Below are 14,194 nucleotides of genomic sequence, written 5' to 3' on the forward strand. Positions count from 1 at the left end.
GGTCAGGCATAGCACAAGTTGTGAAGAGTACAATAGGGTAAGCTGAGCATCGAGTAGGTAAGCAGTTCATCCTTCTATTTTACCATTATCAGCAGCTGCTCAAGTATTTCTGCCGCGCTGCACTAGCATTACTATGGCTACCCACAAAGGCATAGTAGCAATTATGATTTCCAAGACATTTGTCTCCTGTATTAACAATAGTTAATCTACTTTTGCTAGCTGGCGGCTATCTAAATTAGTATTGTGAGATAAGTTGATAGCTGGAGCTTGACACAACAGCTTTTCGGTGAACTGCATTTCTCTACACTGCTGCAATTGGTTTAGTTTGATTTCCAACTCATCTATCCTTTGGATAAGTTTATCAACCACATTAGCTACTGGATCCGGGATGTTACTGTGAGCAAGTGGACTAATCGGTTTGGTGAATTGCCTAACTATTCGTCCCGGAATCCCAACGACAGTGCAGTCACTAGGAACAGAGCGTAAAACTACTGAGCCTGCTCCAATACGGCTATTGTTACCAATTTCAATGTCCCCAAGAATTTTTGCTCCTGCTCCGACGATTACATTTTTTCCCACAGTAGGATGACGTTTACCTAGTTGTTTACCAGTCCCACCTAAAGTAACGCCTTGATAAATTAAGGTTCCATCTCCAACGATGGCGGTTTGCCCAATTACTACACCTGCACCGTGATCAATAAATATGCCCCGACCAAGGGTAGCACCTGGATGAATATCAATTCCTGTTAGCCAACGGACAATGTAGGATACGAAGCGAGACAGCCAAAATAAACGGTGGCGATATAAGATATGAGCAAAGCGATGAACCGTAACTGCCTGTAAGCCTGGATAGCAAGTTAACACCTCAAGCCAAGAGCATGCAGCAGGATCTTTCTCAAACACAGCCTCAAAATCTGCTCGAATAGAATCCCACAAGCCTAAAGTAGATCGATCTGTGGTTTGGCCATGTTTCTTCAAAGCTTCAAGAGAATGCTTCATTTCTGATTTTTGTTTCATTTTGAGTCAAGCTAATATAGCAGTTAGCAGTGAGCTATCAGGCATCGGCTTTTTTGCTTTTCCTTGTCCTGTGTGTCGTTCATGGTTTTCAGATGTACCTGATTAAATTGCCAACTGCTATAATAAATATCGGGTCAATTTGTGAGGATTCGATATTTATTATAGCAGTAGAGTGATTTGATTGATGAACTCTACTTACTTCTATGCCACTCAGTTATTCACTCAGTTATTCACTCAATTATTCACTCAATTTACAGCTGCCATCTGCTTAGTCATGGCTAATTTGTAGTTATTTGTCCAAAATGTATCCCAATTATGTTTGGCTTTCTGATAGCCAGCCGTTAAATCATCTACGGTAGATGGATCCGCATCAACTATCTCATTAATGGCATCTCTGACCTTTTGACGATGGATAATATCAGCTTCGCCAACATGAAAGTTCCAAAACTCCCAATCAATGGTGTGTTTGTTTTCTTTTATGTATGGGTTTTTGACAAGATATTTGTACATAGTAGAGAGATAAACTTGGCAAAGGCACTCTCCACCCATGCCACATAATCCAATCACATAGGTGGTAGGCTTGTTTAACGTTAATTGCTTAATCTCATCAAGCAAAATTTTATTTTCTTCGCTAAGACAGTTTTCAAATAAATCTTGATTTATACCAATACTTAACAGATACTTATCCCATAGTTGGAGATGATTATTCTCATGATCTCCTTCACCTAACTCTTCTGCTAGTATTTCAGCGGTTAAGCTTTTAAATTTTCCGTAAGGAGCTTTGGAAATTAGAATTGCCAGATTATCAGGAAACTGTTTGGTAAAATGACGGTACTGGATACATATCTGCTGTAAAGCGTCCAGTGGGGCATGTTGTAAATATTGCAGTTTCTCATCAGCTAGATATTCAGCTTCCAGTCGAGAATGATCTGCCATAGTCCAAAATTGATCACGAGTTGTCATTTTTTTATCCTTTGTGTGTTTTATCTTAGCTCTATCACTACCATCATTCGCTAATCTGAAAATCACCTGAGTTTTCTCTTAAATCAACTGGTTAATCAGCTGTGAAGCATCTAATTTTAGGAGATGCGTTATAATTATCGAGTTTATATGAAATAGCTTCATAACTTCTACATATAGTGATTTTATAAATACGCGATCATGTATTTACAAATAATGGTGAGCTGATAATTGCTAAAAGCTGTGTAACTTGGCTTTTATATTGCTTCTTGCCTATTCCCTATTCCCGATTGCGTATTCCTTATTGCGTATTCCCTATTTCCTATTTGGTATTTCCTATTCCCGATTCCCGATTCCCGATTCCCGATTCCCGATTCCCGATTCCCAGCCCGTAGCGCTCTAATCGTTAACTGTCAGTAAAAATCCCACGTGCATATAACCGTGGGAGTCTCAAAAAAAAACCGGCTTCTGCTAAGAAACCGGGTTTTTAAAAGGTTTAGTTGATTTATGATTGAATTAACGTTGATGGGCAGGTTCTTTCGCCAAGAACTTCTCTAGTTCAGTCAAGGCATCAGCATCAACTTTAGTTTGCATCGGGCAGAACTTTGGTCCACACATCGAACAAAACTCTGCTGTCTTATAGATATCTGCTGGCAGGGTTTCATCATGGTATTCCCGAGCTCGTTCGGGGTCAAGGGAAAGTTCAAACTGGCGGTTCCAATCGAAGTTGTAGCGAGCAATGGAGAGTTGATCATCCCGATCCCGTGCTCCTGGACGATGCCTGGCAATATCCGCCGCATGAGCAGCAATTTTGTAGGCAATCAAGCCATTGCGCACATCCTCAGCATCGGGCAGTCCCAAATGTTCTTTCGGGGTTACATAGCAAAGCATGGCGGTACCGTACCAGCCAGCCAAAGCTGCACCAATGGCAGAGGTGATATGGTCATATCCAGGCGCAATGTCTGTCACGAGTGGTCCTAGAACATAGAAAGGTGCTTCTGAACACTCTTCCATCTGCTTTTTGACATTGAACTCAATTTGATCCATTGGCACATGACCAGGTCCTTCTACCATCACCTGTACATCATGTTCCCAAGCACGACGAGTCAACTGCCCCAATGTTTTCAATTCTGCTAACTGGGCTTGATCAGATGCATCATGGGTGCAGCCAGGACGCAGAGAATCCCCTAAGCTAAAGGAGACATCGTATTTCTTGAAAATCTCGATAATGTCGTCAAAGTGGGTATAGAGGGGATTTTGCTTGTGGTGATGGAGCATCCACTTGGCGAGGATACCACCACCACGAGAAACAATGCCGGTTAGTCGGTTTCTGACCAAAGGCAGATGTTCGATTAAGATGCCAGCGTGGATGGTTTGATAGTCAACTCCTTGCTGAGCGTGCTTCTCAATGATGTGGAGAAAGTCATCGGCAGTAAGGTTTTCCACCTTGCCGTGGACACTCTCTAAGGTTTGGTAAACTGGTACCGTGCCAATGGGTACAGGTGAGGCATTAATGATGGCGGAACGAATCTCATCCAAGTTGCCACCACCTGTAGACAAGTCCATTACGGTATCGGCCCCGTACTTCACGGCCAAGTTAACCTTCTCTAGCTCTTCATCAAGATTAGAAGAGTTGGGGGAGGCACCGATATTGGCATTCACCTTACATTTGGAGGCGATACCAATACACATTGGCTCTAGGTTAGTGTGGTTGATATTGGCGGGGATAATCATTCGCCCCCGTGCCACTTCATCTTTGATCAGCTCAACGGGAAGGTTTTCCCGCTGGGCTACGTAGTGCATCTCTTCTGTCAGGAGACCCTGGCGAGCATAGTACATTTGAGTCACATTGCTCTGACCACGGCGCTTGGCAACCCATTCAATACGCATATTTAATTTCCTCGATGACAGCTTCCCTCCGCCGGTATTAACCGGACTCAGGTTCTAAGGGTGTAATCTCAGCCTGGTTGCTCAGGCACCCCTAGCTTTGGTTTGATTATACTATCACAAATAAAATCAGTCGGATTATAGGATCGCCCTCCTTGGGATTGATTCACAAGTGGGTAATCTATAGAATTCAAGATTATTGAGATTAGCTTATGGAATTTTTAACAGGAATAGTTATATCGTTATGCTTGTTTAAGATTTAATCTCAAAATAATACAGGACAGTGCTTAGTTACACTGTCCTGTTACGGTATCCTGTTACGGATGATTAATAGCTAGAGGCTATTGTATTCACCATTGTATTTACCTAGGTGATTGCCAAAATCGCCTTGTGTTAAAGAGCGATCGCAGCCATCTTGACATCGTTAGTGCTTAGAATCTCTTGGAGTTCCTCAGCATCTACGGTTTCTTTATCAATCAGCATTTCAGCAAGCTTATCGAGGATGTGCTTATTGCCAAGAATTACATTCTTAGCACGTTCGTAGGCTTCATCAACTAGCTTGCGAACCTCTTCATCAATGGTTGATGCTGTGGCATCTGAGAAATCCCGGTCTGAGGCAATATCCCGACCTAGGAACATACTGCCATTCTGCCGTCCTAGGGCAACTGGGCCAAGGCGATCGCTCATACCATAGCGCATCACCATCTGCCGTGCCACCCGAGTCACCTGTTGCAAGTCATTGGATGCACCTGTGGTCACTTCTTCTTCACCGAAGATAATTTCTTCAGCAATCCGACCACCTAAGGCCACTGCCATCTGATTTTGCAGGTAAGAACGGGAAAACATGCCTGAATCCATCCGGTCTTCGCTAGGGGTGAACCAAGTCAAACCACCAGCACGACCCCGAGGAATAATGCTAATTTTCTGCACTGGGTCATAATCGGGCATTAAGGCACCCACAAGGGCGTGACCTGCTTCGTGAAACGCTACGAGGGTTTTGCGTTTCTCGCTCATTACCCGGTCTTTCTTCTCTGGCCCTGCAAGCACCCGGTCAATGGCATCATTTACCTCATCCATAGAGATTTCGGTTAAGTTGCGACGGGCTGCCAAAATTGCTGCTTCATTGAGCAAGTTGGATAAATCTGCTCCAGTGAAACCAGGGGTCCGACGGGCAATCTTCTCGAGATCCACATCTTTGGCGAGGGTTTTCCCACGAGCATGAACGTTGAGAATTTCCAAACGTCCGGAATAATCAGGACGGTCTACTACTACCTGTCGATCAAAACGACCAGGGCGTAGTAGGGCAGCATCAAGAACATCTGGGCGGTTGGTAGCAGCAATAATGATAATACCGGTATTGCCTTCAAACCCATCCATTTCAGTCAGCAACTGGTTGAGGGTTTGCTCCCGTTCATCATTACCACCGCCTAAACCGGCACCCCGCTGACGCCCCACAGCATCGATTTCATCAATGAATACAATACATGGAGCATTGTTTTTGGCTTGCTCAAATAGGTCTCGCACCCGAGAAGCACCAACCCCTACGAACATCTCGACAAACTCAGAACCAGAGATGGAGAAAAAGGGAACACCTGCTTCCCCAGCTACTGCACGAGCTAAGAGAGTTTTACCGGTTCCTGGAGGTCCGACGAGCAGGACTCCCTTGGGAATTTTAGCCCCAATAGCAGTGAAGCGGTCAGCATTTTTGAGGAAGTCTACTACTTCGTTAAGTTCTAGCTTGGCTTGCTCAATACCTGCCACATCCCCAAAGGTTACCTGAGTTTGGGGTTCCATTTGGACTCTAGCTTTGGACTTGCCAAAGTTCATGGCTTGAGAACCTGGACCATTCTGGGCACGCCGCAGTAATAGAAACAATCCCACCAAAAGCAGAATCGGGAAGAAGAAGCTGCTTAAGGTCTTGAACCAGAAGCCTTCATCACTCTGGGGTAGAACTGAAATATCTACACCGTTATTATTCAGAAGGTTGATTAGTTGTGGGTCATTGGGGAGATTGACCTCTACCTGACGACCATCTTGAGCGATCGCGATCGCTTTACTGCGGTCAGCACTGATTCTAACGGTTTCCACCTTGTCGTTCTCGACTTGGCTAATCAGCTGGTCGTACCGCCACGTATCTCGACTTGGGGACGGTTTGTCCAAAAATGCTGTACCAAGGGCGATCACCACTATGGCTAGGAGTGCATACAGCCCTGCGTTTCTCCACTTTTTATTCACTCGTTGTTACCTCCATAGATTCGAGGATGTGGCAAATATAGAATTTAGCTTCTTATATTAATTTATGTTAACCTTTCTGAGGAAAACTGGGCGGACTTTATTCTAAAACAGCCTTTCTGGAAGCGTTTTATGCCTTGTGATACCTAATAATAGTGTTTGGATGGCTGGTGTGGGTTGACCTAGAGCAATGCTTAATATTATAATTTTTTGCTTTAGAGATCGAACAGCTAACAGGAGGGACATGATGGCGGTTTTACGACTTGAAGATGGTACAACCTATACCGAGCTAAGTGATATTGCCGGAGAATTAGCACCTCTGAAGGTTCAGCTAAATCACTGGTCTGTAGGGGACAACCCAGAAATTCACAGCCTTCTAGAGCAAGACACCCTTAGTGATATTGAAAAGGATACAGTACTTAAAGCTTTAGATAGCTACTTTGAACAACTTAAGGAAACCGCTGGCTATCAATCCCGTGACTTAATCGTACTGTATCCAGACATACCTAATCTTGATGCCCTCCTTTCCAAATTTAAGGATTGTCACTACCATACTGACGATGAAGTGCGCTACATAATTGCTGGAGAAGGGGTTTTTGGGTTTGTACGTCCTGATGGCAGCCAAATGGAGTTGACTGTGCAGCCTGAGGAGTACATTAATGTGCCAGCGAATACTGAACATTGGTTTTATCTGACACCATCACGACGGGTTAAAGCTGTGCGCTACTTTATCACTACTGAAGGCTGGGTTCCGGAATACACGGGTACGGAAATTCGGATGAAGCCGGTAGTAGCTGTTTGAGAATATTCCAGTTCATAACTTATTGAATATGTCCATTGAAGTTGACTACCGCTTTCCTCGCGGTGTTGATGTCGAAAAACAAGCGAAAGTGATTGCTGTTGGGCAAACCGCAGGCACCTGGAATGCTCGTTTTGCCCATCTCGAAAATGTGTTTCGCTCCCATCTTGGTACTGTTGTTCAAGGTGTCATTAACCCTGATGGTTCTGGTTTGGCTACCATCCGTTTTCCCGAAGCTAATGTGGAAAACGATATCCCTACTCTACTAACCATGATTTTTGGCAAATACTCCATGGCAGGACCAGCTAAAGTCATGGCAGTGCGCTTGCCAGAACACTACGGTAGGCATCCCAAATTCGGAATTACCGGGATTCGGGAAAGACTAGGAGTAGTTGACCGTCCCCTGATTATGGCAATTTTTAAGCCAGCCTTGGGACTCTCAGCGGAAGACCATGGGAAGATTTTACAAGAGGTTGCTGGAGCTGGACTTGACATTATTAAAGATGATGAGATTCTGGGGGATTTGGAGATAGCACCAACCCTGAAACGTCTAGAAGTCTGCCGTAAGGTACTTGATGAAATCAAACAGCAAACTGGGCGCACTGTACTCTATGCCATTAATGTAACTGGTTCGGCTGACAAATTGCTTGATAAAGCTCATACGTTGGTAAAGGAAGGGGCAAATGCCCTGCTGCTGAATGTCTTGACCTACGGTTTCTCTGTCCTAGAAGCCCTAGCTGCTGATCCAGAGATTAATGTGCCTATTTTTGCCCATCCCGCCTTAGCAGGAGCCCTGTGTGGAGCCCCAAACCACGGGATGGCTTACTCAGTGGTTTTGGGAACCCTGATGGCTCATGGTGGGGCAGATGCGGTGCTATATCCCGCCCATTATGGTAGTTTACCCTTTGACCCAGAGGAGGAAAAGCGAATTCGAGATAGTTTGCGATCGCGTAATGTATTTCCTGTGCCCTCCGCTGGCATTCATGCTGGGATTGTGCCTAAGGTTGTAGCAGATTACGGACAAGAGGTTATTCTTAATGCTGGAACTGGCATTATGGATCATCCCGATGGTCCTGCTGCTGGCGTTAAAGCATTTTTTGAAGCCATACATTCATCTCGGAGGTAATCGGGTAATCGGGTTATGGGGTAATGACAAGATAGTGTTTATCATAATTATGAGGTACACTCTGGTTTCTTTACCCTACTCCGTAATCTTTACTCCGTAATACTTACTTCCATTAACTCCAAGGACGTAAGTACCTCACATTTTTGATCACTACTATAGTAATGCATATAGTAATACTATTTATCGTGAACATATCGTCAACAGCCACAGTTCTTACTCAGGACTGAGCACTCTTAGACTAAATACCATTGTGAATCGAGTTGTATTCTGCGACTTCGACGGTACCATTACCGCCGTTGAAACCTTTGTGGGCATGCTCAAACACTTTGCTCCCGAGTTGTCCGCCCAAATTATGCCCCAGCTGTACAGTATGAAGCTGACTCTGAGGGAAGGTGTGCGCCAGATGTTAGAGTCAATTCCTTCAGCTAGCTATCCTGACATTATTGCCTACGCTCAATCCAAACCGATTCGGCCTGGTTTAGAGCAATTGTTAGACTTTCTTGAAACTCAGAATGTTCCTTTTATTGTGGTTTCCGGTGGTTTGCGGTGCATGGTCGAAACGGTTCTGAGCCAGGGAAGCACGGGGAAAAAATCCTTACTTGAGCGGGTAGCAGCTATTTATGCTGTTGATGTGGAAACTACCGGGAATTTTCTAAAGGTAACCTCTGAGTTTGAAGGAGATACAGAACTTGTGTCTAAAGTGCGGGTTATGGCACAACACCCGGCTCAAGAGCAGATCGCCATTGGCGATTCGGTAACGGACTTGAATATGAGCCTGAAAGCCCCGGTAGTATTCGCCCGCGATCGCCTCAGCAAATACCTGGACGAGCGCCAAAAGCCCTACATTCCGTGGGATGATTTTTTTGATGTACAACAAAAGCTATCCCAGCGGTGGAACAATGGTTAATCATGGCTCCTCAATCCGAAATCACCACCAATTACTATCAGCTATTGATCCAAGACCAACCTTAATTACTGCTGCTAGTCACTTCTATCAATTAGGTTGGATGGTGGGGACAGCCGGTAACCTCTCTGCTAAACAGCCCGATGGCAGCTTCTGGATTACTGCGAGTGGATGCCATAAAGGGCAGCTAGGCAGCAAAGACTTTATTCGCATAGCCACTGATGGCACAGTAGTAGAAAAACCATCACCTGAATCTCGTCCTTCAGCTGAAACAAGCATTCATCAAAGTATCTACTCTTTATTCCCAGATGCTAAAGCCTGTTATCATATTCACACCATTGAGTCGAATTTAGTTTCTGGCTTCACTAAAGACGATACCCTGCCTTTGCCGCCGCTAGAAATGCTTAAGGGCTTTGGAGTACGGGAGGAGAACCCTAAAGTCACGGTACCAGTATTTGTCAACCATCTAGATGTTTCTCGCATTAGTAGTGAGATATGCGATCGCTTTCAGGCTGCATCGCCATCAGTCAATATCCTATTAATTCGGAACCACGGTATAACTGTTTGGGCGTCTTCCACCGAACGTGCCCAGATCTACTTGGAGTTAGCTGATTATATTTTTCGATACATGGTAGCTGCTCGACAAATTGAGCTTAGCACTACCTCAATCAAGAATTAACAAATACAATTGCTGAATTGCTCAATCGGAACAATTCAGCAATTCGGCAATTATTCAACCAGACTTGATGCTAGTCCGTATACTGCCCATCACCAAAATGACTAGGGTAACTATCGTTAGAGGTACGACAAATGTCATCATGATAGTACTAAATTGTGATAAAGCTTGGTGTTGTGTGGCGTTTAGGAACAAATACAAGGTATAGGCACCGTAATAGCTTAAAAAGAGAAATCCCTCCCACCGGGAAATTTGATAGCCAGTAAAGAAAATTGGCAGACAAGCCACCGCTACTGCAATCATTACTGGAATGTCGAAGTTTAGGGCAGGAGTTGACACCTGTATACCATCAGGCACAATCAAGCTACACATCCCCAGCACCAACAGGATATTAAAAATATTGCTGCCAATAGCGTTACCTACGGCAAGATCTCGCTCACCACGGACACTGGCAATAATGGAGGTGGCAATTTCTGGAAGAGAGGTGCCAACAGCGATAATGGTTAAGCCAATAATCAACTCGCTCCAGCCAAACATCTTGGCCATAGCAATAGCCCCATTAATCAGCCAGCGGGAACCTAGTACTAACATTCCTAAGCCGAAAACAATCAGCCCTAACTGATTAACTATCTTTTTAAGGCTAGTACGAGACTGGCGAGATTTGGTTTGAGGGGTATCGTGGTCTCGGATTTCCTGATTTTCCTTGCGACTCTGAATAATGGTGAATAAACTATATGCGATCGCGCCAGCCAACAAGATGCTGCCATCAACTCTACCCAGTTGGCCATCCAAGCTCATAAACAAGAGTAGGAATGATATGGCAATCATCAATGGTACATCTAATCGCACCAACTGCCGGGATACAACCAAAGGTAACATAGTTGCCGATATGCCTAAGATTAGCAAAATATTGGCTATGTTGCTGCCAACAATGTTACCAAGGGCAATATCCGCTTGTCCGTCATAACTCGACTGCAATGCTACGGCTAATTCTGGGGCACTGGTGCAGTAAGCAACTATAGTCAGCCCAATCACTAAGGGGGAGACGCCTGCTACCAACGCCAACTGTGATGCACCCTTGACCAAGATTTCCGCCCCAACAACCAAAAGTACAAAGCCAGCAATAAATAAAATGAGAGTGATTATGTTCATTGGCTGTGTGTGAGTAAGTCATTGAGGACGAGTTTACTTCATCAAGCATGAAAGTTGCTATAACCTCGACTTAGCCCTTATAATTACCTAGGGTTTATTGAAACCGCAAACACCTCAACAGTAACACATATAAAGCTAATTTTTTCCTGTGTTTATCCAGGTTTAGTTTGAGTTTTTAACTAATTTATTAGCTAACTGTTTTCTATTATTTTTCTTAACCAACTATCTAAAAACAGTTGCTTTAAAGACAGATATATAAAAGGTGGGATGGTACTGTAGTAGGGGTTCGAGAGTCTACTTGGCTCTTGAACTGGCCTATACAACCATTCTAAGCCGATTCCCTGGGCTGCTCAGGATTACCAAAACCTTTGGCTTTGTCCTGAAGCTTGATCATAGTCTTGTCAGTGCCTTCACCCTGCCAAGTCAGAAATGCCCAAACACACGCTTCTGATTCTTCCACTCAATTGAATCACTAACCAAATAGGTTCCTGTTGGAACAGGGTGTAATGTTTCGTGAGATTATCCTGAACTGCTAGGCGAATGGCAACTGTGTCATCGGTCATACCATCACCTTTGGCACCCTAATCCCACACATTGACCATGTTCGCATCCAAAGGATAGAGGGGATTCGCTGCTACTGAAGAACTGACCAAGCTGGAAAAGCTAGCAGGTAAGCCCGATCACCAATAGTAGGCTGCACAGGCTTAGGGAGAAGAGCATGAGCTTGGCTAGGTGCAGAGGAATGCCTACTAGATTTTTAAGTCTTTGGAATTGATATTTATACTTTATATGTATAATCAACAACACTTAAAGAATTATTTTTGCAAAACCTTTACTGATCATCCAGTGGTAGCAGTTCTTAGTTAATCGTGTTTTTAGCATTGTTCAAATACCACTTTCTGTCAAAAAAAATATAATACTTAATATTTAATTAATGAATTTTAAAAAAATTTAATTAAAGCCAATCTGGCAACAGATCTAACTACAACTTGGGTTTAATTGAAAATACTGAATGATATCAAGTCCGGTTAATTAGTTTCCCAATAATCCCTGAATTTTTGGTAATGCGTAATGGGGGATGGTTTATCATCAACTAGCAATTACTAATTACTAACTGCCAACTAACAATTACTAATTACCAATTACCAATTCAATAATCAGGAATTGTGATTATTAGTCAACCGAATTTGATAGGATAATTTGATAGGTTTATTCATAACTAAATTAATGAATCGGTGATTTAGTTTTAGTAAAACCTGTTAGTAATTTTGTTGTTAGTAATTTTGTTCTCAACATTAATATGAAAGTAGCAATTCTTGCCGGGGGGCTCGGTACTCGTCTAGCGGAAGAAACCGACACAAAACCAAAGCCAATGGTAGCAATCGGAGGGCGACCAATCCTCTGGCATATCATGATGCATTATTACCATTATGGCTTCCAAGATTTTGTGATTGCCCTAGGTTATAAGGCAGAAGTTATTAAAAAATACATGGTGGACTATAGTTCACTTAATAGTAACTTAACGGTCAACCTTAACAATGGCAACGTCATCCAGCACGGTGGTGTAGCACCGGATTGGAGAGTTGATTTAATTGATACTGGTATTTACACCAATACAGGGGGTCGTATTAAACGTCTCGCTCCCTACGTAGGCAATCAGACATTTATGCTCACTTGGGGAGATGGGGTTTCTGATGTCAATTTAAATGCGCTCCTGGAATTCCATCGCTCCCATGGCAAATTAGCTACCTTAACTGCAGTACGTCCACCTGCACGTTTTGGTTACTTAGACCTAGATGGAAACCAGATTACGGAATTCTCTGAAAAGCCTCAAACCAGAGAAGGCTGGATCAACGGTGCTTTCTTTGTTTTAGAACCCGGAGTTTTTGATTATATCGATGGCGATGACACCCAGTGGGAAAAAGCACCACTGGAGCGACTCGCCAAAGATGGGCAACTGATGGCCTATCACCACACTTCATTCTGGCAATGCATGGATACCTTGCGCGACAAGCGCAGGTTAGAAAGTCTGTGGAACAGTGGCAATGCACCTTGGAAAATTTGGGAGGAAAATAATGCGAGTATTAGTAACTGGTCACAAGGGCTACATCGGCACAGTCATGGTGCCAATGCTATTAGCTCAAGGGTATGATGTATTTGGTCTTGATAGCGACTTATTTGAACAGAGTACCTTTGGTGAAGGAATTCGAAAAATTCCAGAGCTAAAAAAGGATATCCGTGACGTTACGGCAACAGAACTAGAAGGATTTGATGCTCTAATCCACTTAGCAGGGCTTTCCAACGATCCTCTGGGGAATCTGAATCCTGACTTAACGTATCAGATTAATCATGCTGCTTCAGTTCATTTGGCTAAGTTAGCCAAAGCCGCAGGCATCGAGCGCTTCGTATTCTCATCGTCCTGTAGTAACTATGGTGCTGGTGGTGATGACTGGTTGACTGAGGAATCATCCTTCAACCCTGTCACTCCTTACGGCATTTCTAAAGTTCGTGTCGAGCAAGATGTTACTCAGTTAGCGGACGATAACTTTAGTCCTACCTTTCTGCGGAATGCTACGGCTTACGGTGTTTCGCCGCGTTTGCGCTTTGATCTAGTACTCAATAACTTGGTCGCTTGGGCATTTACCACCGGTCAAGTGTATATCAAGAGTGATGGTACCCCTTGGCGTCCCATTGTCCATATTGAAGATATTTCCCAAGCCTTTATTGCGGTGTTGGAGGCACCTCGTGAGGTGGTACACAATCAAGCGTTTAATGTGGGACGCAATGAGGACAACTATCGTATTCGAGAGTTAGCGGAAATTGTCAAAGAAACAGTCCCAGGCTGCGAAATTGAATACGCTAAAGATGCTGGACCCGATAAGCGCTGTTATCGCGTTGATTGTAGTAAGATTATTCGGACATTACCCGAATTCAAACCTCAATGGAATGCCCGTCGGGGAGCTCAAGAACTCTACCAAGCTTATCAAACCGTAGGCTTAACCTTGGAAGAGTTTGAGGGACCGAGGTATCAGCGTATTGCTCACATCAAACAATTACTTAGCACTGACAGATTAGATCAAACTCTGCGTTGGCGTACCCAGCTACCTATATCTCCTAAAATACAAGCTATGAGTGTTTAGGAGTTGTTGGGTCATTGGTAATCGGTAATCGGTAATCCGTAAGCATTCAGCCGTCAGCTATCAGCTATCAGCTAATGCGCTACTGTTCGCGAAGCACCGATCTAGTAGCGCAATCGGTGCTAAAGGTCTGTGGCTACGCTATGGGAACAGTTTATGCCCATAGGGTACGTTACTAATGTGCGATTTGTTGGTTAGAAACCTTATCCTGAAAAGGATTTGGGGGATTAACCTCAGATAGAAATATCTGAAACTTGTTAGTTAAGTTGGTGAAAATCCAACCGCTGAGGAATCCAGTAGAAGC

13 protein-coding genes and 1 riboswitch are annotated in these 14,194 nt (G+C 43.9%); of the genes, 7 read left to right on the top strand and 6 right to left on the bottom strand.

The features are described 5' to 3' along the window. Positions 1–201: 201 nt before the first annotated feature. Positions 202–936, bottom strand: a complete 735-nt coding sequence (cysE, locus tag F6K46_RS33210; protein WP_293066030.1) for a serine O-acetyltransferase — start codon at positions 934–936, stop codon at positions 202–204. A 327-nt stretch (positions 937–1,263) separates the two neighbouring features. Continuing rightward, positions 1,264–1,980: an iron-containing redox enzyme family protein gene (locus tag F6K46_RS33215; RefSeq protein ID WP_293066012.1), complete on the bottom strand. Its 717-nt coding sequence runs from the start codon at positions 1,978–1,980 to the stop codon at positions 1,264–1,266. 247 nt (positions 1,981–2,227) lie between these two features. Here F6K46_RS33215 and F6K46_RS33220 point away from each other — a divergent pair, with 247 nt between their 5' ends. Then, positions 2,228–2,380, top strand: a complete 153-nt coding sequence (locus F6K46_RS33220) for a hypothetical protein (RefSeq protein WP_158069342.1) — start codon at positions 2,228–2,230, stop codon at positions 2,378–2,380. 113 nt (positions 2,381–2,493) lie between these two features. Here F6K46_RS33220 and thiC read toward each other — a convergent pair whose 3' ends face one another. Beyond that, entirely contained in the window at positions 2,494–3,867 is a 1,374-nt protein-coding gene (thiC, locus tag F6K46_RS33225) for a phosphomethylpyrimidine synthase (protein ID WP_293039524.1), read from the bottom strand. 6 nt (positions 3,868–3,873) lie between these two features. Beyond that, positions 3,874–3,970, bottom strand: a riboswitch (TPP riboswitch). Positions 3,971–4,257: 287 nt separating this feature from the next. After that, entirely contained in the window at positions 4,258–6,099 is a 1,842-nt protein-coding gene (gene ftsH3, locus F6K46_RS33230) for an ATP-dependent zinc metalloprotease FtsH3 (protein WP_293020955.1), read from the bottom strand. A gap of 244 nt (positions 6,100–6,343) precedes the next feature. On the opposite strand from ftsH3, the gene F6K46_RS33235 reads away from it, so the two are divergent. The 4 genes from F6K46_RS33235 (at position 6,344) to mtnB (ending at position 9,604) form a co-directional block, all read left to right on the top strand. Next, positions 6,344–6,898, top strand: coding sequence for a cupin domain-containing protein (locus tag F6K46_RS33235; RefSeq protein WP_293020967.1), 555 nt, complete (start codon positions 6,344–6,346; stop codon positions 6,896–6,898). 28 nt (positions 6,899–6,926) lie between these two features. Next, the gene (locus tag F6K46_RS33240) at positions 6,927–8,021 is read left to right on the top strand and encodes a RuBisCO large subunit C-terminal-like domain-containing protein (RefSeq protein ID WP_293066015.1); all 1,095 of its coding nucleotides are present in this window, start codon (positions 6,927–6,929) and stop codon (positions 8,019–8,021) included. Between the two features lie 250 nt (positions 8,022–8,271). Beyond that, on the top strand, positions 8,272–8,928 hold the full coding sequence (locus F6K46_RS33245) for an HAD-IB family phosphatase (protein ID WP_293066018.1): 657 nt from the start codon (positions 8,272–8,274) through the stop codon (positions 8,926–8,928). Beyond that, the gene (mtnB, locus tag F6K46_RS33250) at positions 8,921–9,604 is read left to right on the top strand and encodes a methylthioribulose 1-phosphate dehydratase (protein WP_293039550.1); all 684 of its coding nucleotides are present in this window, start codon (positions 8,921–8,923) and stop codon (positions 9,602–9,604) included. Before F6K46_RS33245 ends, mtnB begins: the two co-directional genes overlap by 8 nt. 54 nt (positions 9,605–9,658) lie before the next feature. On the opposite strand, the gene F6K46_RS33255 is transcribed toward mtnB, so the two are convergent. Then, on the bottom strand, positions 9,659–10,753 hold the full coding sequence (locus F6K46_RS33255; RefSeq protein ID WP_293066019.1) for a calcium/sodium antiporter: 1,095 nt from the start codon (positions 10,751–10,753) through the stop codon (positions 9,659–9,661). Positions 10,754–11,163: 410 nt separating this feature from the next. Further along, entirely contained in the window at positions 11,164–11,316 is a 153-nt protein-coding gene (locus tag F6K46_RS33260) for a hypothetical protein (protein WP_293066021.1), read from the bottom strand. Positions 11,317–12,053: 737 nt separating this feature from the next. Here F6K46_RS33260 and rfbF point away from each other — a divergent pair. Then, positions 12,054–12,905 carry a glucose-1-phosphate cytidylyltransferase gene (gene rfbF / locus F6K46_RS33265; protein WP_293066024.1) on the top strand — a complete coding sequence of 284 codons (852 nt, stop codon included), beginning with the start codon at positions 12,054–12,056 and terminating at the stop codon, positions 12,903–12,905. Next, positions 12,829–13,893 carry an NAD(P)-dependent oxidoreductase gene (locus F6K46_RS33270; RefSeq protein ID WP_293066027.1) on the top strand — a complete coding sequence of 355 codons (1,065 nt, stop codon included), beginning with the start codon at positions 12,829–12,831 and terminating at the stop codon, positions 13,891–13,893. Before rfbF ends, F6K46_RS33270 begins: the two co-directional genes overlap by 77 nt. Positions 13,894–14,194: the final 301 nt, after the last annotated feature.

The organism is Moorena sp. SIO3E8, assembly GCF_010692445.1.
Lineage (GTDB): Bacteria > Cyanobacteriota > Cyanobacteriia > Cyanobacteriales > Coleofasciculaceae > Moorena > Moorena bouillonii.

Bases quoted from the DNA above. Each gene is read 5' to 3' on its own strand.
- F6K46_RS33215 (WP_293066012.1), bottom strand. From the start codon at position 1,980: ATGACAACTCGTGATCAATTTTGGACTATGGCAGATCATTCTCGACTG.
- thiC (WP_293039524.1), bottom strand. From the start codon at position 3,867: ATGCGTATTGAATGGGTTGCCAAGCGCCGTGGTCAGAGCAATGTGACT.
- F6K46_RS33235 (WP_293020967.1), top strand. From the start codon at position 6,344: ATGGCGGTTTTACGACTTGAAGATGGTACAACCTATACCGAGCTAAGT.
- F6K46_RS33240 (WP_293066015.1), top strand. From the start codon at position 6,927: ATGTCCATTGAAGTTGACTACCGCTTTCCTCGCGGTGTTGATGTCGAA.
- mtnB (WP_293039550.1), top strand. From the start codon at position 8,921: ATGGTTAATCATGGCTCCTCAATCCGAAATCACCACCAATTACTATCA.
- F6K46_RS33255 (WP_293066019.1), bottom strand. From the start codon at position 10,753: ATGAACATAATCACTCTCATTTTATTTATTGCTGGCTTTGTACTTTTG.
- F6K46_RS33260 (WP_293066021.1), bottom strand. From the start codon at position 11,316: ATGACCGATGACACAGTTGCCATTCGCCTAGCAGTTCAGGATAATCTC.
- rfbF (WP_293066024.1), top strand. From the start codon at position 12,054: ATGAAAGTAGCAATTCTTGCCGGGGGGCTCGGTACTCGTCTAGCGGAA.
- F6K46_RS33270 (WP_293066027.1), top strand. From the start codon at position 12,829: ATGCGAGTATTAGTAACTGGTCACAAGGGCTACATCGGCACAGTCATG.